Genomic DNA, 20,179 nt, shown 5'->3' with positions numbered 1-20,179 from the left:
CAGGCCCTGTCTGAATGGATGAGCACACTGCCCTCCCCTTGACCCTATGGAGCACCATGAGCATCCGCGATCCCCAGCCCCCCGTCTTTCCCGTCAGTGCCGTGATCCTGGCCGGTGGCCGAGCCACCCGCATGGGGGGTGACGACAAGGGCTGGGTGCCCCTGGCGGGCAGGCCCCTCATCGAGCATGTGCTCGAGCGACTGCGCCCCCAGGTGGACGAGGTGCTGATCAACGCCAACCGCAGCCAGACCCGCTACGGTGCGCTCGCCCCCGTGGTCGGTGACGACAACGCCGACTTCCTAGGGCCGCTTGCCGGCATGCGGGCGGGGCTCAGCGCCGCTCACCAGGATTGGGTGCTGTTCGTACCCTGCGACGGGCCCGGTTTGCCAGCGGATCTGATGGCACGCTTTCGCGCCGCCCTGGCCGAGCAGCCAGAGGCCGAGTTGGTGGTGGCCCATGACGGCAGCCATCTGCAACCCGTGGTCGCCCTGCTGCACAAATCCTTGCTCCCCTCGCTGCAACAGGCGCTGGCTGAGGGGGAGCGCAAGACGGGCGCCTGGTTTGCCCGCCACCGGATGGCGGTGGTGAGCTTTGCCGACCAGCCCGACGCCTTCATCAACCTCAACAGCCCGAGCGAGCTCGCCGACTACGAGGCGCGGCTGCTGGGCACGAGGGAGCAGCAAGCGGGAGGAGAACACGCATGATCGCCGCTCACCTGCCCCTGCTCGGCTTCGTCGCCTGGAGCGGCACCGGCAAGACCACGTTGCTGGAGCGGCTCATCCCCCTGCTCAACCAACGTGGCCTGCGGCTCGGGGTGCTCAAGCACACTCACCACCAGTTCGATATCGATCAGCCGGGCAAGGACAGCCATCGCCTGCGCAAGGCCGGTGCCGGCCAAGTGATGGCGGCCTCCAGCCTGCGTCACGCCCGCATCGTCGAGACCCCGGACGGCGAGCCGCCCTTCGCCGATCTGCTGGCTGGTTTTGACTGGGAGCGGCTCGATCTGCTGCTGATCGAGGGCTTCAAGCACGAGCACTTTCCCAAGATAGAGCTGCATCGCGGCGCCATCGGCCGACCCCTGCTGTTCCCGGATGACCCGGACGTGATGGCCCTGATAAGCGACAGCCCCCAGCACAGCAGCCTGCCCCGCTTCGACTTCGAAGCGCTGGACGCCATCGCCGACTTCATCTGCCGCTGGCTGGCCGAGCGCAACACCGCCCCGGATACGCGAGCATCGCAACCCGCCTTCGGCTCGGCGGCGCGCCAGCCCCTGCGCCTTGTCGCCCGCATCTGGGTCGCCATACCGGCGGCAACACCGGATCTGAAGGGGGACGATCTGCTGCCCGGCCATCTCGAGCAGGACGCCAACGGCATCTTGCGGGTGTGCCCGACCCATGCTCTTATCTCCTCAACCTCGCAGCAACCCAACTGCCTGATCGAGCGGCCAGCCAGCGGGCGTGCCCTGGCCCCAGGCGAGCGAGTCTGGATCCGCCTGCTGCCGGACTGACAGGGCCCCTGCGGCGGGCACATACCCAATCCACCCGAGATGAGACTATCCCTTGCGCCTGAATGCTCCCCTCTCCCGATTCGATCTGCTGATCTATGGCCGCTATCGCCTGGTGCATGGCCTGCGCATCGCCCTGGCCTTCACCCTCACCTTCCTGCTGACCCGGGAGCTCAAGCTGCCGGAGAGCACCTGGCCGCTCATCACCCTGGTGGTGGTGATGGGGCCCATCTCGTTCTGGGGCAATGTGCTGTCACGGGCCCTGCAACGGGTGGTCGGCACCATCTTCGGCGCGGCCTGCGGCGTGGTGGCGCTCTATCTTGAGCTCTACTCCCTGCCGCTGATGCTGGTCTGGAGCTGCGCCATCATGTTCCTGTGCGGCTACCTGGCCCTCGGCAAGCGCCCCTATGTGGGGCTGCTCATCGGTATCACCCTGGGCGTCATCATGGGAGGGGCGCCGGGAGACATAGAGACGGCGCTGTGGCGCAGCGGCGACGTCATCCTGGGCTCCCTGCTGGCGCTGATGTTCTGCAGCATCTATCCCCAGCGGGCCTATACCCACTGGCGGCTGCAGATGCACGACACCCTGATGATGGCCCATCGCCTCTATCACACTCACCTCTCCCCCAACGTGCTCGAACGCCCCAAGCTGACCCGCAATCACGCGCACCTGCTCGCCAAGATGGTCAGCCTGCGCCCCCTGCTGGCCCCTGCCGTCAAGGAGACCCGGCTCAACGCCCCCCTGTTCGAGGCCATCCAGACCACCATGCGCAACACCCTCTGCACCCTGGAGATGCTGGCGAGCACCTATTGGAACGATCGCCAGAGCCACTTCCTGATGCAGAGCACCCCTGAGCTGCGGGCCTGCCAGCAGGCGACCGAGGCACTGATCACCCAGCTCGCCCTCATGCTCAAGAGCGGCGCGCGTCAGGAAGCCGAACGGGCCCTCGCCGAGCTGCACGAGGCGGCCACCCGGGTTCGCGCCCAGGTGCGGCTCAGCGCCGAGGGCGATGCCACCGTCAGCGGCTATCTGTGGCTCAACGTGCAGCTCACCGAGCAGCTCACTCAGTTAAGCCGCCTGCTCGGGCTGGTGTTGCAGCCCTACGGCAAACCCTCGGCCCGCCAATAGAAAAAGCCCCGCCAGGGCGGGGCTTTTTCGGCTGACAGGGGGATCACCCGCCAATGCAAGACCGGTCGGGGATCAGGCGAAACCGCGCTGCTCCCGGCTCAGCTCGGCCAGCTGCTGCTCGGTCAGGGTCGAGACCAGCTTGCCGTCGAGATAGATATCCAGCTGCTTGCCCCGCTTTTCACCGCGCATCATGCTGTTACGGCCGTCCAGGTAGTGGATCTCCATCTCGGCGCTGTGGGCATCAGGATAATGTATCTCCACCTCGCGAACCCCTTGCGGCAACATGGCGAGCGGCACCTTGTTGAGGGCCGGGTCCAGGTGCTGGTTGACCTTGATCACCGTATCGGCCTTCTGATCCACCAGCGCCGGCGCCTTGCCGGTGATGGGGTTCTTGCCGGACCAGAACTCGATGGTGTTGAACACAAACAAGTCCGCCGTCGCCGCCACGGCATAGACGGGGGAGAGCAGCATGAAGACGCCGGCGCGACCGTAACGGTTGTCCACCGCGCTGAGGTTGCCCTTGGTCAACATGGAGGAGATCCCCATCTGCCCCATGCAACCACCGAGACCCAGGCTCGCCACCATCCCCAGCAGCAGTGCCGCGGCCCTGCCTTTCTGTCCAACTGCCATCTTTTTCTACCCGCTCAATGAAGAATGAGCCGGCAGCCTAAACAAGGCGGCAGGGGGAGACAATTCGCAATCCGGAGGCGATTCAGTCGGCATTCAGCTTGGGCGACTGACCGCGCACGCAAGACACATTCTGGTCAGATGCCGTCGCAGGCGCCCGGATCAGCTGGAGAGGTTGGCGACCGTTTCGGAAACCCGGTTCGCCTCCTGCCGGATCTCGGCCATCACCCGATCGACCCGACCAATCTGCTGCTTGCCGAGCTCGGCGCTGCCCGCCACCCCGGCCATGTCGTCGGTCACCCTGGCGGTCAGCTCGCGGTTCTTCTGCACCACCTTGGCGATTTCGCCGGTAGACAGAGAGGTGCGGGCCGCCAGCTGGCGCACCTCGTCGGCCACCACCGCAAAACCGCGCCCCTGATCCCCCGCCCGCGCCGCCTCTATGGCCGCGTTGAGGGCCAGCAGATTGGTCTGATCCGCGATGGCGCTGATGGTGGAGACGATGGCCTCGATGTGCCTGGACTGCTCGTTGAGCTGGCCGATGAGGGCGATGGCCTGATCCACCTGCACCGAGATGAGGGACGAGGTCTCCACCACGGAGCGCAGCAGCTCGGCCCCCTGCTCGGCGCTGCGCTGCGTCTCCTGGGCCGTGCTGTGGGCCAGTTGGGCCGCCTCCCGGGTGGCATTGCTGCGGTGGATGCGCGCCGTGATGTCGCTGGCGAACTTGACCACCCTGACCACCCTGCCGCTCGGATCCCGGACTGGGTTGTAGGTCGCCTCCAGCCAGATAGCCTCCCCCCGGCTGTTGTATCGCATGAAGAGGCCGGACTTGAACTGGCCCCGGCCCAGCTCCTCCCAGAAGCGGGGCTGCTCGCGCAGGAAGGCCTCGTCGCAGAAGATCCTGTGATGCTTGCCCTGCAACTGGGACAGGCTGTAGCCCATGCAGGCGAGGAAGTTGGCGTTGGCATTAAGGATGTCGCCGTTCGGGTTGAATTCGATCATCGCCTGGGACTTGTCCAGCGCCTGGGCCAGCGCCTCCTGATGCTGCAGCCGCCCCTGCCGCGCCGTCATGTCGGTGGCCACCATCACCACCTGACTCACCCGCCCTTCCAGCAGGACGGGGCTGTAGCTCTCCTCCAGCCAGCGCGTCTCGCCACGCCCGTCGAGGCGCTCGAACAGGCCGGACTGCAGCTGTCCCTGCTTGAGCCTGGCCCAGAACTGCCCATAGTCGGGAGACTGGGCAACCCCTGGCGGGCAGAGCAGGCGATGATCCTGCCCCAGCAGCTCGGCTTCCTGATATCCCATCAGGCTCAAGAAGGCCGCGCTGGCCTCCAGGATCTTCCCCTCCGGGGAGAAGATGAGGGTGGCGACGCCCCGCTTGAGCGCCTCCACCAGCCCTTGCTGCTCACCCAGCCGGGTCTGGCACGCCTGCAGCTGCGCCTTGATTTTGTGATTGAACATGGTACTTCCTGCCTCTCTGACGATCCGGGGGCTACGCCACCCACTTCCATTGCGCCACTGTATCGGCCACTGCGAGAGCGGCAAGAGTGGTCGGATAACATTTCAGTCGTGTGCTGGCGCCCGGTATCAAAATGCGGCGAAGCCGCCGAGGGCGGCAGTACGTAATCTGTTCGATTCAGGATCACCCGGCGCGGGAATTCAGCCGATGGGAGGGTGAGAAGGGCGCCGACAGACGACGGTGACTCGGCAGGCACGGCTTGGCGGGGATCGATTGGCGGCCATCAGACTGCGGGCGACCACTCCAGATAGGCAGGGTTGGCCACGAAGCCGCGCCGTTCATAGAGGGCGCGGCCCTCGTCGCTGGCATGCAGCCACAGTTTGCCCAGTTGCTGCTCACGGGCATAAACCAGCATGGCATCGAGCAGGGCCCCGGTCAGGCCCCGCCTGCGCCAGGCCGGCAGGGTAACGATATTGAGCACATAGCCTTCCCGTCCGCTCAGGTTGCCGGGATAGGGCGGGCGCACGAAGAGCGCCAGGGTCCCGCACGCCACCAGGGCGCCCTCAGTCTCCACTACCCAGGAGCGGGCACTGCCCTCTTCCATTGCCTGGGTGAATTAGTCCCGGGTCGCCTGCCAGAGCGCGGGATCCCCATCCGGTGTATCGAGTTCCCCCAGCTCGCAGAATAACCTCATGCGCAGCGCTACCAGGGCAGGAATATCGGCGATATTGGCCTCACGAACCAGCATGTTTCTCTCCTCGGATCCATGGCCGGGCAGATGGCCAGACCCGGAAGATTACCGCACCGGCGCGCAAGGGTCTCCCCCCATGCCGGCTCCTTCCCCGCCATTGCAAGGCGCCGGCGGGTCTATCACAATCCGTGCATCCTTCCCGTGCGCCTCGCACGCCCAACCACAGAAGATCCCCATGAGCCAAGCCATCCATCACCTGACCGCTGCCATGCAACACGCCATGGAGAACCGCCCCGAGGTGGGCGGCTTCCCCCATCTCGCCGAGGTGCTGCGCGCCGCCGGGGTGACCCACAACCGCTGGACGCTGCCTTCCTGCCAGAGCCTCTATCTCACCACCCATGGCAATGTGGTGATGCAGGGCATGCCGCTGGTACACACCATCAGCGAGGTGCCGAGCTTCAACCAGGAGGCTCTGATCCGCGCCCTGCGCACAGATCAGGCGGGCCAGAGCAGCTTCGAGCAGTTCCTGAGCGCCGCCTGGCAGGCCGGTGTCGTCACCTATGAGGTCGATTTCAACGCCCGCACCGTGAGCTACGTCGGCGCCTTGGGCGAGTGTTATGTGGAAGCCTACCCGGCGGTGACTCTGCCCTGATCCGAACGCTCTCCAGACGGTCGCCCTGACCAAAGGGGCGAAAGAAGCCAAGGTGGCCGAAGTTGCCAAAGTTGGACGCTAGCCATAGGCCCGGCGAGCATTCGCGAGACAAGACGGGGTCGTCGAGCCAAAAAGAAGGGGGCCATCAGGCCCCCATTTCCACGCACGTTCTGCCAAGCGATGGCATCAGGTCGTCTTGACGCACTTTTGCACGAAGCTGTTCTTGGCGGCGCCCGCCAGCTTCTTGTCGGCCGCGGCCTTATCGCACTGGGCCGCCTTGTCGGCCGCTGCATCCGTCTTCACGCACTTCTGGATAAAGCTGTTCTTGGCAGCCCCCGCCAGCTTCTTGTCGGCGGCGGCCTTCTCACACTGGGCTGCCTTGGGGTTGACCGGTGCGCTCGCGGCAGCATCCTTGACGCACTTGCCCACAAAGCTGGTCTTGGCGGCGCCTGCCAGCTTCTTCACCGCGGCCTGCGCCTCACACTGCAACTGGGCTGAGTCGTTGGCAAAGACCGGATTGGCCAGCAGCACGCTGCCGCAGAGCAGGCCGAACAGGATGGCAATACGCTTCATATGACGTTCCTTATTGTGATGTGTTGGCATGGTGACCTGTTTGCATGGTGATAGTTTGCAAATAGCTGTTATTGCAACAGCTGATTGTTGCCGCAGATCCCCCGCCTTGCCAGCCAGGGCCACAGAGCACCATAGCCCGCACTATAGCGCCGATTGGCTAAGCGGGATTCTCCCCAGCCGGCCCTTCCTCAACGGCAAGCCGGCCCCTCTTCCCCACCACACCCACCAACCCCAATAAAATCAGGGGCGATGGGAATCCTGTGCCCTGCCTCTGCCATTTATTGATGTAGCGCAAAAAATCAGTCATTACTGACAGCTGCATCATTTTTTGACTGGTGAGAGCAGATTCGATTGGCTTAACATGGCCATACGGTGCCTATTCATCAGCGATGGGCTGCAGCCCTTGCTGGTCAATGGAGCATATTGGAGGCTGTAATCCACGGACGGTAGCGTGGGAGTAGACAGTGTTACATCTGATTCATAACGGTGAGACCTTCAAATTTTTCGACCTCGTCATAGGTGATTATTTATATCGAACAAAAAATGCAGAGTCATTTTACCAAGACATGTGGTAAAAATTGCGGAACAGTTATTTATAATCTCCCCCCACTAACAACTATAAAACAACAATGAATGTCTATTTAAATCATCTTCACACATCTTGAATAATTTATCCGAGTGGGAGTAAAAGGCGTGTCAAAGGTAAATTTTTTCGACAGGAAGATAAAAGAAGAATTTTATAAGTATGCATCTGGAATTACTGCTTTCATTGCCGCTGTAGTTTTGTTTTGGGATATTCCGGCAAAAATAAAAACCCCATCAGGCCTTGTCTGCATTGCGACTTTACTGGTCGTCTATATTGTTATATGGATTAAGGCAAATAAACTTCAGTCGATCGACCTATCTGTCGAAGGAAGCACTGTGACTATTAAAGTTGGTGACATCTTTTCTGAAGATGGGCTCAAGATAATTGCCTTCAATGAATACTTTGACACTCAGGTAGATGACAAAATAATTGCTCATCGTAGCCTCAACGGAATTTTTATAACACAGCATATGTCTTGTTCTGTGGCACAAATTGATGACCATATTTCACAATATCATTTCGATCAAGATGATATTGGCGAGCTGAATGAAGGACGGTTATCCGGAAAGAAGCAAAAGTATGAACTAGGAACGCTTTGTGTCTATGAAGATTATTTATTAACGGCATTCTCTAAATTCAATAAACATAATGAAGCTCGCTTAACAATGCCTGAATACCTTGGTTTTTTAATTAATTTTTGGGATAGAGTTAATCGAGTTTATGCACAGCGAAGTATATCTGTCCCGATTTTCGGCTCTGGTATAACACGAATAAAAGAGCATAGAGACATTACTGACGAAGACTTATTAAAAATCATGTTATGGACATTCAGAATTAGCGAAACTCGCTTTAATTACCCTGCAAAATTAACAATAGTTATTCATAAAGATAAAATTGACAAAATTAACTTGTTTGACCTGCAGTCTGCAAGAAATGGATTGTGATTGTTTTCTTGAATATGTAATAAAAGGAGTAATAAGTTATGGTTTATCGAACAAAAACATACATTGCTGGCGAGTGGGATGGAGATCAAGATGCAATCCAAAAGTTGCACGCTTGGAACGATAATAAATATTGGAGTTTATCTTTCACTGATGCCCACGAATTAACACAAGCTAGAGATGGTAGTTTGAATTGCAGCATAAAATCGTCTCTTGCTACTCGATTCAACTCATCAAAAACATTTGTGTTAATTGTTGGGAAAAATACCAAGAGTGCAAGAAGTGGTCGCTGCCAGTATTGTGATAGTTACAATAGTTACACAGGCAGTTGTGCTAGAGGGTACTCAGTAGATCACCGTAGTTATATTGAGTACGAATGTGATAAAGCAATCAAAGATGGACTGAATATTGTGGTACTTTACAATGCAGCCACAGTTGATAAATCTAAGTGCCCAGACGCAGTGAAAAATATTGGGAAACATGTAGCTATGTGTTACTACGAAGATGGGACTTACTATTGGGATTATAAGGCTGTAAAATCAGCCATTGATTAATTATGAAGTCAGTACAATCTAGTTATCACTAGACACCGGCATCAAACCGGTGTCTTTATTTATGCTACTTTAGACTGCACTTTCTTCGGTATCAATTTCAAGCCCATCCTGAACATGGAAGAAAATCTGGAACACCCACCTTTCTGAGCCAGCCATTACTCGGCTGGCTCACAACTTAGCTCCCCTTCCAACCAAACAGGAATCCAGGGTGAGAGCCAGCAATGTCGTCCCATAGGAGTTATCTATGGTGCAACGCCACTGTTCATTTCCTTCCTGTCGAAACACATAGGTAGCACGCCGATTCTCGTCGATCCAGCCACCCTCACCGTCGGGATATCGCAGCCGGGTCTCCATGATCACCAATGCATTGTCGGCCCCTTCGATCACCTCCATGGCGCCCTGAGTGACCTCGAGCTGGCCCTGAAAATAATCGGATATAGCCGTGAAGGCGCGGCGGATAGCGGGGATGCCGCGCACCACCATGCCGGGTTTGACCACCAGGGCGGCGTCCTCGGCATAGAAGGCCATCAGGCCATCGAAGTCGCGCCGGGAGATGGCGGCGTCGCAGGTCTCGATAAGCTGGCGTAGCGGATGCTGGCTCATAACTGTGCTCCTTAGAAGCGGTTCACACTCTTACTGCGAGGCCGTGAGTAGGTTCTTAATCCAAGGCGGTTTCCCCGCCGGAGGCTGAAAACAAACATCCCCCGAGGTCGGGGGATGTTTGAGGTTGCTTAACCGAGCAGGAAGGCCCGTAGGGGGGCGAACTCCGCCGGCAGGTTGTGGGACAAGAGCGGCAGGGCGGCATGCTTGGCCAGGGGCCCCGGCAGCGGCACGTCCAGCCCCAGGATCGCGTCCACCGACTCCTTGAACTTGGCGGGATGGGCGGTGCAGAGGAAAACCCCTACTTCGTCCTCAGCGAGCTGCTCACCCAGCAGATCCCAGGCGATGGCGCCGTGGGGCTCGCACAGGTAATCCAGCTGGTGCAGGCGCTGCAACGCATCGCGGGTCTGGGCGTCGTCACGCATGCCGGAGCCCAGGGTCTCCAGCGCCCAGCCATTGCGGCGGCACAGCTCCTCTACCCTAGGCCAGTTGTTGGGGCGGCTCACGTCCATGGCGTTGGAGAGGGTCGCGACCGTCTGGTGCGGCTCCCACTGGCCGGATTTGAGGTAGCGCGGCACAGTGTCGTTGGCGTTGGTGGCGGCGATAAAGCGCTTCACCGGCAGCCCCAGCGCCTTGGCGATGAGGCCCGCGGTCAGGTTGCCGAAGTTGCCGGACGGAACGCTGATGACCGCTTTATGGCGCTCGGATCGTGGCAGCTGGGCCAGCGCCTCGAAGTAGTAGCAGACCTGGGCCAGCAAGCGGCTGATGTTGATGGAATTGGCGGAGTTCAGGCCGATGACTTTCTTCAGCACCTCGTCATCGAACGCATCCTTCACCAGCGCCTGACAGGCATCGAAGTCGCCGTCGATGGCGATGGTGCGGATGTTGCCGCCGAGGGTGCAGAACAGCGCCTCCTGCAAGGGGCTGATCTTGCCCTTGGGATAGAGGATGACCACTTCGATCCCCTCCAGCCCGTAGAAGGCGTGGGCCACGGCGGCGCCGGTGTCGCCGGAGGTGGCGGTCAAGATGGTGATCTTGTCGTTGGTCCTGAACGCGGCCAGGCACTGGGCCATAAAGCGGCCGCCGAAGTCCTTGAACGCCAGGGTCGGGCCGTGGAACAGCTCCAGGGCATAGGTGCCGTCTTTCAATTTGACCAGAGGCGCCGGGAAGGTGAAGGCGGCGTCAATCAGCTCGCTCACTTTAGCGGCAGGTACTTCATCTCCCAGCAGGTGGCTGATGATGCGAGCGGAACGCTCGGCCAGCGGCAGCGCCAGCAGGGCGTCCACGTCGGCCAGCGGCTCGAGTTTCTCGGGGAAGAAGAGCCCCTGCTCGCGACCCAGACCCTGACGCACCGCCTGGGCGAAGCTGACCTGTTCACTCTTGTCCTTGATATTGTAAAGATTCATAGCTCGCTTCCTGTTACCCGTGCCCCGGCCATGTCCAATTTACAGACCCGGGCAAATCCATCTTCGTTCTGCACGAAATGTGCGTCCATCCAATCCTTCATGCGCTCGGCCTGGGCCAGATCCTTCATCACCACGAATACGCTGGGGCCAGAGCCCGAGATGCCGGTGGCGAGCGCCCCGTTCTGGGCCGCCTGGGCCCGCACCTCGTTGAAACCCTCGATCAGGGCCGCGCGATAGGGCTCGGCGATCACGTCTTTGAGCACGCTCGCCGCCAGCCCTTCCTGCTGGCTGTAGCTGGCGTGCACGAAGGCCGCCAGCCGACGGCCGTAGGTGAGGCAGTCCTGGCGGCGATACTGGGCCGGCAGTATGGCGCGGGCGGCGGCGGTGGAGACGACGGTGCCCGGGTAGCAGACCACCCAATACCATTGCTCGAACACCGGAATGCCCTGGCTGATGACACCCGCCTCCTCCACGATCAGCTGCATGCCGCCGAGATAGCAGGGGGCCACGTTGTCGTAGTGCACTGAGCCAGAGATTCGTCCTTCCATCTCCCCCATCAGCAGCAGCATATCGTGTTCGTTAAGCGGATTATCGTGGAAGGCGTTGAGCCCCTCCAGTGCCGCCACCACGCTGCAGGCGCTGGATCCCAGACCCGAGCCCACCGGCAGGTTCTTCTCCAACACCATCTCAAGCGGTCTCAGCTTCAGGCCGCGCTTCTCCAGCGCCTCGCCGTAGCCTACCCAGCAGTCGTAGAGGATGTTCTTCTTGGGATCATCCGGCAGCTTGTGGGCATAGCGGCCCACGGAAGAGAGCGCGAAGGAAACTTCTGCCGCTTTGACCTGGACGCGATCCCCCAAGAGGGAGCCATCCACGGGGGCGAGGGCCGCCCCCAACACATCGAATCCCACGCTCAGGTTGGCGCTGGAGGCCGGGGCATAGGCCACTACGCTGCCGTACATGTCTGAACTCATGCTTATAGCTCCTGCTTCCAGTTCTGGGTGCGCAGCACGTCGGCGAAGACACCGGCGGCGGTCACCTCGGTACCGGCGCCATAGCCGCGCAGCACCAGGGGGATAGGCTGGTAATAGGTGGAGAAGAAGGCGAGCGCGTTCTCTCCGTCTTTGACCTTGAACAGCGGTTCATCGGCACCGACCGCCTTGATGGCGACCTTGCACTTGCCCCCCTCGATGGAGCCCACGTAGCGCAGCACCTTGCCCTCGCTCTGGGCCAGCGCGAACTGGTCGCGGAACCAGCCGTCAGCCTCGGGCAGGCGGGCCATAAAGGCTTCCACGTCGCCGCTGACATCGAAGCCCGGCGGCAGTGCCTGCTCGACTTCCACATCGGACAGCTCCAGCGCCATGCCGGCCTCGCGCGCCAGGATCAGCAGCTTGCGGGCCACGTCCATGCCGTTCAAATCGTCGCGGGGATCCGGCTCGGTGAAGCCGTTGCCACGGGCGATCCCGGTGGCCTCGGAGAAGGCCATGCCCTCGTCCAGCTTGCCGAAGATAAAGGAGAGCGAGCCGGACAGCACACCGTCGAAGGCGCGCAGCTTGTCGCCGGCCTTGATGAGGTTCTGCAGGTTCTCGATGACCGGCAGACCGGCACCGACGTTGGTCTCGTACAGGAACTTGCGACGGGTCTGGCGGGCGGTGCGGCGCAGCGCCTTGTAGTAATCCAGCGATCCGGTGTTCGCCTTCTTGTTCGGGGTCACCACGTGGAAACCGGCGGCCAGGAAGTCCGCATACTGGACGGCGACGGCCTCGGAGGAGGTGCAATCGACGATCACCGGGTTGATGAGGTGGCTCTCTTCCACCGCTTTTTTCACCGCCTCCAGGCTGAAGCTGTCACGGGCTTCCACCAGCTGCTCGCGCCAGTTGGCGAGGTTCAGCCCATCCTTGTTGACCGCCATCTGACGGCTGTTGGCGATGCCGACCACCCGCAGTCCTGTGCCCTGCTCGGCCAGCACGGGTTGCTGGCGGGCGATCTGATCCACCAGGGCCGCGCCGACGCCACCGACACCGACCACGAACAAGTCGATAAACTGCTGGCTGCCGAAGAAGTTCTGGTGGCAGGCCTTGATGGCCTCGGCCACCTTGCGATCCCGCACCACGGCGGAGATAGATCGCTCGCTCGAGCCTTGGGCGATGGCGACGATGTTGATGGAGGCCTGGGCCAGGGAGGTGAAGAAGCGGGCCGCCATCCCCTTGCTGGTGCGCATGCCGTCGCCGATGAGGGAGATGATGGCGAGATCGGTCATGATCTCGAGCGGATCCAGCAGCTGGTTCTTGAATTCCAGCTCGAACTCGCGCTCCAGCACCTTGCGGGTCTTGTCGCTGTCGTAGCTGTGGATACAGAAGCTGACGCTGTACTCGCTTGATGACTGGGTAATCAGCACTATGCTGACCCCGGCGCGGGAAACAGCGGAGAAGATCCGGCCCGCCATGCCCACCATGCCCTTCATGCCGGGGCCGGAGACGTTGAACATGCACATGCCGGAGAGATCCGAGATGGCCTTCACTTTGAGGTCATCGTCCCCCTGCTCGACGCCGATAAGCGTCCCCGGCCCCTGCGGGTTGAAGCTGTTCTTGATGAGGCAGGGAATGTGGAACTGGGCCACGGGGGCGATGGTTTTCGGGTGCAGCACCTTGGCGCCGAAGTAGGAAAGCTCCATCGCCTCCTTGTAGGAGAGAGTTTTCAGCAGGTAGGCGTCCGGCACCAGGCGCGGGTCGCAGTTGTAGCAACCCTCCACGTCGGTCCAGATCTCGCAGCACTCGGCATCGACGCAGGCGGCCAGCACGGCGGCACTGTAGTCGGAGCCGTTGCGGCCCAGCAGCACGGTCTCACCCTTGTCGCTGCCACCGGTGAAGCCCGGCATCAGGTAGAGGCAATCGCTGCGCAGTCCCTTGGCGGCGAAGCGCAGGCGGGAGGCCTCGATGTCGACGTGGGCTTCCAGATAGCCGCCGTCGGTGGCCAGCAACTGCTCCGGCACGATGAGATCCAGCTCGAGACCACGCACCCGCAGCAGCTCGTGCATGAAGGCGATGGAGAGATTCTCGCCGCGGCTCAGGATACGGGCCTGCACGTTGTCCGGGCAGAGCCCGAGCAGCCGGATGCCCTGCATCAGCCGCTCCACCTGATCCAGTTCACTGGTCAGGCGCGCCAGCAGCGCCTTGTCATCCAGCGCCGGATAGGCGGCCTTCAGCCCCGCCAGCAGGCGAGAGAAGATGCCGTTGATTTCGAACAATGTGCTGCTTGCATCCATGCCGCGACTGGTCTGCTCAACCAGGGCCACCAGATGGTTGGTCACCTTGGCCGGGGCCGACAGCACCAGGGCTACCTGAGATTGGCCGTGGGTGTTCACCGCGATATCGGCTACCCGTAAGAAACGCTCTGCATCGGCCAGTGACGACCCGCCAAACTTCAACACTCTCATCGCTTTCTCTCCCTGTGATCCTTAAAAATCTGCCCGAATATGGTTCTGAAAATCATCCAACAAAAAGGCCCGTACTGGGTGGGTACGGGCCTTTTTTGATTTCTGTGCTTGTTCGTCAGCGCATCAACCGGCCCCAGTGCCACCTGTGGTGGTACCGGTAATAATGGTGGTGGTGATGACGTTGATGAATGACTGCATGACGAACACTCTTGAACGAAGCTGGCTTTTAGCAATACCGCGCCGACAGCAAGGCTGTCAACCTAAACCTCTTTGCCGAACTTGCGAGCGAGGTCTTTACAGAGCAGATGCAGCATATTCAGATCCCGCTGCGGCAGCATGGGTACTCGGTCCATCACCCACTGATGCAGTTTTTCATCCTGCGAAACTCCGAGTTCACCGAGAATTTCTGCTGTTTTTGATTTCAGCACCCGAACCTGTCCGGTGTTATCAAAATTTTCTGCTACGACCTCGGCCTCGTCCAGCAAGGGGCTCATCTCGTAGGCATACAGCATGATCGCCTGACCCAGGTTCAGGGAGGGATAGCTCACCTTGAGGGGCAAATAGCTGATGAGATCCACCTGGGCGAGCTGTTCGTTGGAGAGGCCCGACTCCTCGCAGCCGAAGACGATGGCGACCTTGCCCAGGGACGGTTTGGCGCGGATCTGATCTCGGATCTCCGCCGGGGTGAGGTAGTGCTGATAACGACCGCGCTGGCGCGCCGTGGTGGCGACCACCAGATCCATGTCGGCGAGGGCCTCTTCCAGGGTATCGAAGGCTTGTGCCTCGGCCAGGATCTCCTGCGCCCCGTGAGCCACCCAGCTCGCCTCCTCCTCTTCGTGTACCCGGCTCGCCACCAGACGCATGGCATCGAAGCCCATGGTTTTCATGGCGCGGGCGGCCGCGCCCACGTTGGCCGCCCGGGCCGGCGCCACCAGCACAAAATAGAGTTTCATTGGGTTTCCTCATTGGGCAGGGCCGACGGCGCAAACAGCGGGGAACCGTCGGCAAAACAGGGGCGCAATCTACCGTTTCTGCCCATGAATTGCCACTTGAACGGATGTTTGAATGTTGCCATAGTGGCCAGAAGAGTGAACAAATTGCAGACAAACCAAGACGCTATCGGCCCGACAGTTCACAAGGAAGAGAGAGATGCAGCAGCCATTAGAGCAGGCCGTCGCCGAGACGATCTTGCAGCGCTTCGAGTCGTTTTACAGCCGCTTTCTCGAAATCACCCAGGGCAGCAAGAGCCGCTTCGAGAACAGCGACTGGCTGGGGGTGCAGCTCGCGGGGCGCGAGCGCATTCGCCTCTACGACCACCATGTGGGCGCCACCACGGCGCTCATCAAGCAGATGATGGGGGAGCAGTTACCGAGTCAGGCCCTGCTCAAGCAGGTGAAAGGCGCCTTCAGCGATCTGCTGCCCCGCTGTGACAACTTCGAGGTGGCGGAATCCTTCTTCAACTCCGTCTATCGCCGCATCTTCCGCCATCGCAACATCCGCGACGAGAACCTCTACATACACCCCTTTTGCAGTCGCGGGGAACACCCTGACCTGAGTGGCCTGTTGCGGGTCTATCGCACCAGCCTCACCCAGTTGCCCCAGACTCTGAGCAAGCTGCTGGGGGATTACAGCTTCACCCTGCCCTATGAGGACAAACAGCGGGATATAGTCGACATCCACCGCCATCTTGCGGAGAACGGGCCGAGTATCTTGCACGACGAGCCCTTCGCCATCGAGCTCCTGAAGGAGGTGTTCTACCGCAACAAGGGCGCCTATCTGGTGGGGCTCATCCGGGTGAAGGGGGAGGTGCACCCCTTCATACTGCCGCTGCTGAGCACGGGCCAGCACATCTATGTGGACACCGTCATTTTCGAGCCCGAGCTCGCCTCCATCGTATTCGGCTTCGCCCGCGCCTACTTCATGGTCTATGCCCCGGTGCCGGCTCTCTATGTGCTGTTCCTGCGCCAGATCATGCCCCGCAAGCCCGACTACGAGATCTACAACGCCATCGGCTGCCAGAAACACGGCAAGACCGAGCTCTATCGCCACTATCAGCAGCATCTGATGTCGAGCCGGGAGCAGTTCGTCATCGCCCCCGGTATCAAGGGGATGGTGATGAGCGTGTTCACCCTCCCCTCTTACGACGTGGTGTTCAAGGTGATCAAGGACGAGTTCACGCCGCCAAAGGACGTGAGCCACGAGCAGGTGAAGGCGAAATACCGGCTGGTGAAACAGCACGATAGGGTGGGTCGCATGGCCGATACCCAGGAGTTCACCAACTTCGAGTTTCCTCTGGACCGCATCTCGCCGGAGCTGCTGACCGAGCTCAAAGCGGTGGCCCCCTCGGCGCTCACCATCACCGCCGACAAGCTGGTGATCAAGCACCTCTACACCGAGCGCAAGATGATCCCGCTCAACCTCTACCTGGACAGGGCGGACGAGCAGCAGACCCGGCTCGCCCTGGAGGAGTACGGCAACGCCATCAAGCAGCTGGCGGCGGCCAACATCTTCCCCGGCGACATGCTGTTCAAGAACTTCGGCGTCACCCGCCACGGCCGGGTGGTGTTCTACGACTACGACGAGATCTGCTACATGACGGAGTGCAACTTCCGCCAGATCCCGCCGCCGCGCTACCCCGAAGACGAGTGGAGCGCCGAGCCCTGGTATTCGGTGGCCCCGAACGACATCTTCCCCGAGGAGTTCGCCACCTTCCTGCTGCAAAAGCCCCAGGTGCGGGCAATCATGATGCAGGTGCACAGGGAGTTGTTCGATGCCAACTACTGGAAGATGCTGCAGAGCAACATCAAGGAGGGGGTGTTCGAGGATGTTTATCCCTACCGGCGCAAGAAGCGCTTTCGCTATCAGCGGGGAGGTTGAGTCATCTCATCCAAATACCCATCAAAAAGGGACGCCACGGCGTCCCTTTTTCGCTTCGATGCCGGCGTCCGGTTGCGACAGACGCTGACGGCAGTGCCGATTATTTCACGGCATCGAAGGTGAGCAGCGCCGCTTTGTTGGCATCGCTCAGCACCAGTTGCTGGCCCTTGATCTGGAAGGTCGCGACCTTCTCCAGAGTCTGCAGATAGCTCATCTCCTTACCGGCTAGATCCCCCATGCACATCATGCGGGTCGCCCCCAGCGGGCCCAGCACCAAGACACCCTCACCTTGCTGGGTGATGGCGCCAAAGTAGCGGTTGCAGCCGCCCTTACCGGCCACCTTGTCACCGGCGACCTGCAGGGTGAAGGCGTCGCCGCTCGCCCCTTGCAGTTGCCAGTTCGATGCCTGCAACTCTGCCATATTGGAACCCGTTGCCATGGCGCAGCCTCCCAGGGCCAGTGCGGCCAGCAGGGTCAGTTTCTTGTTCATGCGTTCATCTCCCGATGGAAAAAAGCGTGAAGACGCGGAATGAGGGGCCTGTGTACCACGAGCGTGGCGCCGATTAAAACTCTTTTATTGTGATCGAGGTTGCCTTTACTCCCCACTGGCATGTGCCATGCTTGTGATCCTGTTCGGACCCAGGGAGGGGAAACGAATGGTCAAATCTCTCATCATGTTGCTCACATCAAGCCTCGCGTTTTCGGCCCAGGCATCTGATTGGAGCTTTCTCCAGACCGAATCAGAGAGCCAGCTCTACGTGAAGAGCTATTCGGGCGTACTGCTCGGCACCCAGACCCACCACAACGACAACTTCGACATCTGGCTCATCAACACCGGCTATCAATACCCGGTCGAGGATAATGTCAGCCTCTATATGGAAGCTGGGCCCGCCGTAGGCCCCAACAGTGATTCCGCCGGCTTCAATATCAGCTCAGGGGTGCGCTATCAGCTCTCCCCCTCCCTCAACATCGGCAGCCAGCTCAAGCAACTGGAAACGAGCAAACCCAGCACCCTGGTGGAACTCAACAGCAGCCTGCTGCTGACCCCCCAGCTCGCCCTCACCGCCAACTACGGCGTCAGCGCCTTCAGCACTGAGCAGTTCCTCACCCTGGGAGTGGGCTTCAACTTCTGAGCCATCAGATGAGCCGGGCCCCGCTCACCAGCACACCATTGAGATCGGCGTAGACATAGTCGCCCGGCGCTATGGTCACCCCGGCGAAAGAGACCACGGCATCCAGCTCGCCCCGCCCCAGCTTCTCGGTCTTGACCGGACAGGCCGCCAGCGCCTTGACCCCCAATGCCATGGTCGCCAGGGTGCCCACATCCCGCACCGCGCCGTAGATGAGGATCCCCTCCCAGCCCTGCTCCGCCGCCTTGATGGCCAGCTGATCCCCGAGCAAGGCACGACGCAGGGAACCACCGCCGTCGATCACCATCACCTTGCCCTGACCGGGACGGGTCACCAGCTCGCGCACCAGGCTGTTGTCTTCAAAACAGGAGAGGGTGACCGCCTGGCCATAAAACAGCGGCTTGCCGCCATAGTCGTGAAACAGGGGCTCGGCCACCTGCAGGGCATCGCCGTGTTCATCGCAAAGATCGGGCAGTAAATCCAGCATGTTCAGCATCCTTCCATGGAATGAGTGAGTCCGCTCATTCTTTCATCAAGCCGTCATGCTGACAATCCAGAGAGAGGCAGAGCTGAGGTCCTGAGCTCGGACATGGGCTGCATTTTGGGGTCGTGACCACGGCACAGGCAGGCCTGGATGATGGTGCCGAGGGGCAATAAGACACAGTTTTCTGTAGTTTTCCCACAAATCCATGTCAACCACATGTTACATCCCATTACATTTCATAGGGGCGAAAATGCGGGCCAGCCCAAGTATCATGCAGTGAACTCAGGGATTGACTTATATCAAACCTGAGTTAAAAAGTTGCTATCTGACGGCAAAGAGTGTTGTTATGCGCCTGTTAACTGATAAAATGCAGCAACTTTTGTAATGGATGACTTTTCAGGCTTTGCTCGCTCAGACTTGATGAGTGCCTATGCATGGCACAGGGATGTTTGCCAACGCTGATACCACATTCGCGATGATTCGACCTGATTTTCATATCCAGGATGACGTAATAAATTTTCAGGACCGGTCGGATAACGCCAAAGAGTGTTAAAATTTCGAAAATTAACTGATAAGAATCTGGGAATACTCAATGCAAACACCGCACATTCTGATCGTCGAAGACGAACTGGTCACTCGCAATACGCTCAAAAGTATCTTCGAGGCCGAAGGCTACATAGTGCTTGAAGCCAACAATGGCGACGAGATGCACCAGGCCCTGACCACTCACACCATCAATCTGGTGATCATGGACATCAACCTGCCGGGCAAGAATGGCCTGCTGCTGGCACGCGAGCTGCGTGAAGATGACAACATCGCCCTGATGTTCCTGACCGGTCGTGACAACGAAGTGGACAAGATCCTGGGTCTGGAGATCGGCGCCGATGATTACATCACCAAGCCGTTCAACCCCCGTGAGCTGACCATCCGTGCCCGCAACCTGCTGAGCCGCACCATGAACGTGACGGCCGGTGGCGAAGAGAAGAAGCTGGTCGAACGTTACCTGTTCAACGGCTGGGCACTGGACATCAACAGCCGCGCCCTGGTCAGCCCGGCAGGCGACATGTTCAAGCTGCCGCGCTCCGAGTTCCGTGCCATGCTGCACTTCTGCGAAAATCCGGGCCAGATCCAGACCCGTGCCGAGCTGCTCAAGAAGATGACCGGCCGTGAGCTCAAGCCTCACGATCGCACCGTGGATGTCACCATCCGCCGCATCCGCAAGCACTTCGAGAGCGTGGGTGACACCCCCGAGATCATCGCCACTATCCATGGCGAAGGCTACCGCTTCTGCGGCGAGCTGGAGCAGGAATAATCACTGCTCGTCAGATCCCTGTGTGGTAAGAAGAGGCGCCGTTGGCGCCTCTTCTGTTTCCGGCGTTCGAGACAAGCGAAGCTGGCACCACCCGATGAGCCGGAAAACAAAAAACCCACTCGATTGAGTGGGCTTTTTACATGAAATCTGGAGCGGGCAGCGGGAATCGAACCCGCATCATCAGCTTGGAAGGCTGAGGTAATAGCCATTATACGATGCCCGCA

The 20,179-nt window shown here is 60.0% G+C and carries 18 protein-coding genes, 1 tRNA gene, 2 pseudogenes and 1 other annotated feature; of the genes and pseudogenes, 9 read left to right on the top strand and 12 right to left on the bottom strand.

The window, feature by feature from the left end:
• Positions 1-56 precede the first annotated feature (56 nt).
• The 3 genes and pseudogenes from mobA to BN1124_RS05480 all read left to right on the top strand — a co-directional run bounded on the left by mobA (position 57) and on the right by BN1124_RS05480 (position 2,633).
• On the top strand, positions 57-704 hold the full coding sequence (mobA, locus tag BN1124_RS05490) for a molybdenum cofactor guanylyltransferase MobA (RefSeq protein ID WP_042639897.1): 648 nt from the start codon (positions 57-59) through the stop codon (positions 702-704).
• Positions 701-1,216, top strand: a pseudogene (mobB, locus tag BN1124_RS21790) (molybdopterin-guanine dinucleotide biosynthesis protein B); the annotation flags it as partial. The gene mobA and the pseudogene mobB, both read left to right, overlap by 4 nt.
• A gap of 343 nt (positions 1,217-1,559) precedes the next feature.
• Positions 1,560-2,633 (top strand): FUSC family protein, encoded by a 1,074-nt coding sequence (locus tag BN1124_RS05480; RefSeq protein WP_042639894.1) that lies wholly within the window; start codon positions 1,560-1,562, stop codon positions 2,631-2,633.
• Between the two features lie 72 nt (positions 2,634-2,705).
• On the opposite strand, the gene BN1124_RS05475 is transcribed toward BN1124_RS05480, so the two are convergent.
• From BN1124_RS05475 to BN1124_RS05465, 3 genes and pseudogenes are all read right to left on the bottom strand, one after another.
• A complete protein-coding gene (locus tag BN1124_RS05475) occupies positions 2,706-3,263 on the bottom strand; it encodes a DUF3332 domain-containing protein (protein ID WP_042639892.1) in 558 nt (185 codons plus the stop codon).
• Between the two features lie 159 nt (positions 3,264-3,422).
• The gene (locus BN1124_RS05470; RefSeq protein ID WP_042639890.1) at positions 3,423-4,718 is read right to left on the bottom strand and encodes a methyl-accepting chemotaxis protein; all 1,296 of its coding nucleotides are present in this window, start codon (positions 4,716-4,718) and stop codon (positions 3,423-3,425) included.
• Positions 4,719-4,999: 281 nt separating this feature from the next.
• Positions 5,000-5,464: pseudogene (locus BN1124_RS05465) on the bottom strand (GNAT family N-acetyltransferase).
• 178 nt (positions 5,465-5,642) lie between these two features.
• Here BN1124_RS05465 and BN1124_RS05460 point away from each other — a divergent pair.
• On the top strand, positions 5,643-6,059 hold the full coding sequence (locus BN1124_RS05460; RefSeq protein ID WP_042639888.1) for a DUF1398 domain-containing protein: 417 nt from the start codon (positions 5,643-5,645) through the stop codon (positions 6,057-6,059).
• A 186-nt stretch (positions 6,060-6,245) separates the two neighbouring features.
• Here the strand turns inward: BN1124_RS05460 and BN1124_RS05455 are convergent, their stop codons facing one another.
• Entirely contained in the window at positions 6,246-6,632 is a 387-nt protein-coding gene (locus BN1124_RS05455) for a hypothetical protein (protein ID WP_042639885.1), read from the bottom strand.
• A 693-nt stretch (positions 6,633-7,325) separates the two neighbouring features.
• Here BN1124_RS05455 and BN1124_RS20675 point away from each other — a divergent pair.
• Together BN1124_RS20675 and BN1124_RS20670 are read left to right on the top strand one after the other, a co-directional pair.
• Positions 7,326-8,162, top strand: a complete 837-nt coding sequence (locus BN1124_RS20675) for a macro domain-containing protein (RefSeq protein ID WP_082041430.1) — start codon at positions 7,326-7,328, stop codon at positions 8,160-8,162.
• Positions 8,163-8,200: 38 nt separating this feature from the next.
• Complete coding sequence (locus BN1124_RS20670; protein WP_082041429.1) at positions 8,201-8,713, top strand: TIR domain-containing protein; 513 nt, start codon at positions 8,201-8,203, stop codon at positions 8,711-8,713.
• Between the two features lie 168 nt (positions 8,714-8,881).
• Here BN1124_RS20670 and BN1124_RS05445 read toward each other — a convergent pair whose 3' ends face one another.
• The 5 genes from BN1124_RS05445 to BN1124_RS05425 all read right to left on the bottom strand — a co-directional run bounded on the left by BN1124_RS05445 (position 8,882) and on the right by BN1124_RS05425 (position 15,105).
• On the bottom strand, positions 8,882-9,316 hold the full coding sequence (locus BN1124_RS05445) for a YybH family protein (RefSeq protein WP_042639882.1): 435 nt from the start codon (positions 9,314-9,316) through the stop codon (positions 8,882-8,884).
• 128 nt (positions 9,317-9,444) lie between these two features.
• Positions 9,445-10,719 (bottom strand): threonine synthase, encoded by a 1,275-nt coding sequence (thrC, locus tag BN1124_RS05440; RefSeq protein ID WP_042639880.1) that lies wholly within the window; start codon positions 10,717-10,719, stop codon positions 9,445-9,447.
• Positions 10,716-11,690, bottom strand: a complete 975-nt coding sequence (thrB, locus tag BN1124_RS05435; RefSeq protein WP_042639878.1) for a homoserine kinase — start codon at positions 11,688-11,690, stop codon at positions 10,716-10,718. Before thrB ends, thrC begins: the two co-directional genes overlap by 4 nt.
• A 2-nt stretch (positions 11,691-11,692) precedes the next feature.
• Positions 11,693-14,152: a bifunctional aspartate kinase/homoserine dehydrogenase I gene (gene thrA / locus BN1124_RS05430; protein ID WP_042639876.1), complete on the bottom strand. Its 2,460-nt coding sequence runs from the start codon at positions 14,150-14,152 to the stop codon at positions 11,693-11,695.
• 58 nt (positions 14,153-14,210) lie between these two features.
• Positions 14,211-14,344: a sequence feature (Thr leader region), on the bottom strand.
• A 68-nt stretch (positions 14,345-14,412) separates the two neighbouring features.
• Positions 14,413-15,105 carry a tRNA/rRNA methyltransferase gene (locus BN1124_RS05425; RefSeq protein ID WP_042639874.1) on the bottom strand — a complete coding sequence of 231 codons (693 nt, stop codon included), beginning with the start codon at positions 15,103-15,105 and terminating at the stop codon, positions 14,413-14,415.
• A gap of 196 nt (positions 15,106-15,301) precedes the next feature.
• Between BN1124_RS05425 and aceK the strand changes: the two genes are divergently transcribed.
• A complete protein-coding gene (gene aceK, locus BN1124_RS05420; protein ID WP_042639872.1) occupies positions 15,302-17,029 on the top strand; it encodes a bifunctional isocitrate dehydrogenase kinase/phosphatase in 1,728 nt (575 codons plus the stop codon).
• Between the two features lie 100 nt (positions 17,030-17,129).
• Here aceK and BN1124_RS05415 read toward each other — a convergent pair whose 3' ends face one another.
• A complete protein-coding gene (locus BN1124_RS05415; protein ID WP_042639870.1) occupies positions 17,130-17,519 on the bottom strand; it encodes an META domain-containing protein in 390 nt (129 codons plus the stop codon).
• Between the two features lie 166 nt (positions 17,520-17,685).
• Here BN1124_RS05415 and BN1124_RS05410 point away from each other — a divergent pair, with 166 nt between their 5' ends.
• Complete coding sequence (locus BN1124_RS05410) at positions 17,686-18,162, top strand: hypothetical protein (protein WP_042639868.1); 477 nt, start codon at positions 17,686-17,688, stop codon at positions 18,160-18,162.
• A gap of 4 nt (positions 18,163-18,166) precedes the next feature.
• On the opposite strand, the gene BN1124_RS05405 is transcribed toward BN1124_RS05410, so the two are convergent.
• Complete coding sequence (locus BN1124_RS05405) at positions 18,167-18,646, bottom strand: putative 4-hydroxy-4-methyl-2-oxoglutarate aldolase (protein ID WP_042640857.1); 480 nt, start codon at positions 18,644-18,646, stop codon at positions 18,167-18,169.
• A gap of 589 nt (positions 18,647-19,235) precedes the next feature.
• Between BN1124_RS05405 and arcA the strand changes: the two genes are divergently transcribed.
• Positions 19,236-19,955, top strand: a complete 720-nt coding sequence (gene arcA, locus BN1124_RS05400) for a two-component system response regulator ArcA (protein ID WP_033130442.1) — start codon at positions 19,236-19,238, stop codon at positions 19,953-19,955.
• Positions 19,956-20,103: 148 nt separating this feature from the next.
• On the opposite strand, the gene BN1124_RS05395 is transcribed toward arcA, so the two are convergent.
• A tRNA-Gly gene (locus tag BN1124_RS05395) sits at positions 20,104-20,178 on the bottom strand.
• Between the last annotated feature and the right edge of the window lies 1 nt (position 20,179).

Source organism: Aeromonas eucrenophila (genome assembly GCF_000819865.1).
In the GTDB taxonomy this organism is placed as follows: Bacteria; Pseudomonadota; Gammaproteobacteria; order Enterobacterales; family Aeromonadaceae; genus Aeromonas; species Aeromonas eucrenophila.
This window is presented reverse-complemented; position numbering and strand designations above follow the sequence as displayed.

Excerpts from the sequence above, each read along its gene's own strand:
- BN1124_RS05475 (WP_042639892.1), bottom strand. The coding sequence starts at position 3,263 with ATGGCAGTTGGACAGAAAGGCAGGGCCGCGGCACTGCTGCTGGGGATG.
- BN1124_RS05470 (WP_042639890.1), bottom strand. The coding sequence starts at position 4,718 with ATGTTCAATCACAAAATCAAGGCGCAGCTGCAGGCGTGCCAGACCCGG.
- aceK (WP_042639872.1), top strand. The coding sequence starts at position 15,302 with ATGCAGCAGCCATTAGAGCAGGCCGTCGCCGAGACGATCTTGCAGCGC.
- mobA (WP_042639897.1), top strand. The coding sequence starts at position 57 with ATGAGCATCCGCGATCCCCAGCCCCCCGTCTTTCCCGTCAGTGCCGTG.
- BN1124_RS05460 (WP_042639888.1), top strand. The coding sequence starts at position 5,643 with ATGAGCCAAGCCATCCATCACCTGACCGCTGCCATGCAACACGCCATG.
- BN1124_RS20670 (WP_082041429.1), top strand. The coding sequence starts at position 8,201 with ATGGTTTATCGAACAAAAACATACATTGCTGGCGAGTGGGATGGAGAT.
- BN1124_RS05445 (WP_042639882.1), bottom strand. The coding sequence starts at position 9,316 with ATGAGCCAGCATCCGCTACGCCAGCTTATCGAGACCTGCGACGCCGCC.
- thrB (WP_042639878.1), bottom strand. The coding sequence starts at position 11,690 with ATGAGTTCAGACATGTACGGCAGCGTAGTGGCCTATGCCCCGGCCTCC.
- BN1124_RS05455 (WP_042639885.1), bottom strand. The coding sequence starts at position 6,632 with ATGAAGCGTATTGCCATCCTGTTCGGCCTGCTCTGCGGCAGCGTGCTG.
- BN1124_RS05425 (WP_042639874.1), bottom strand. The coding sequence starts at position 15,105 with ATGAAACTCTATTTTGTGCTGGTGGCGCCGGCCCGGGCGGCCAACGTG.
- arcA (WP_033130442.1), top strand. The coding sequence starts at position 19,236 with ATGCAAACACCGCACATTCTGATCGTCGAAGACGAACTGGTCACTCGC.
- BN1124_RS05410 (WP_042639868.1), top strand. The coding sequence starts at position 17,686 with ATGGTCAAATCTCTCATCATGTTGCTCACATCAAGCCTCGCGTTTTCG.
- thrA (WP_042639876.1), bottom strand. The coding sequence starts at position 14,152 with ATGAGAGTGTTGAAGTTTGGCGGGTCGTCACTGGCCGATGCAGAGCGT.
- BN1124_RS05415 (WP_042639870.1), bottom strand. The coding sequence starts at position 17,519 with ATGAACAAGAAACTGACCCTGCTGGCCGCACTGGCCCTGGGAGGCTGC.
- BN1124_RS05405 (WP_042640857.1), bottom strand. The coding sequence starts at position 18,646 with ATGCTGGATTTACTGCCCGATCTTTGCGATGAACACGGCGATGCCCTG.
- thrC (WP_042639880.1), bottom strand. The coding sequence starts at position 10,719 with ATGAATCTTTACAATATCAAGGACAAGAGTGAACAGGTCAGCTTCGCC.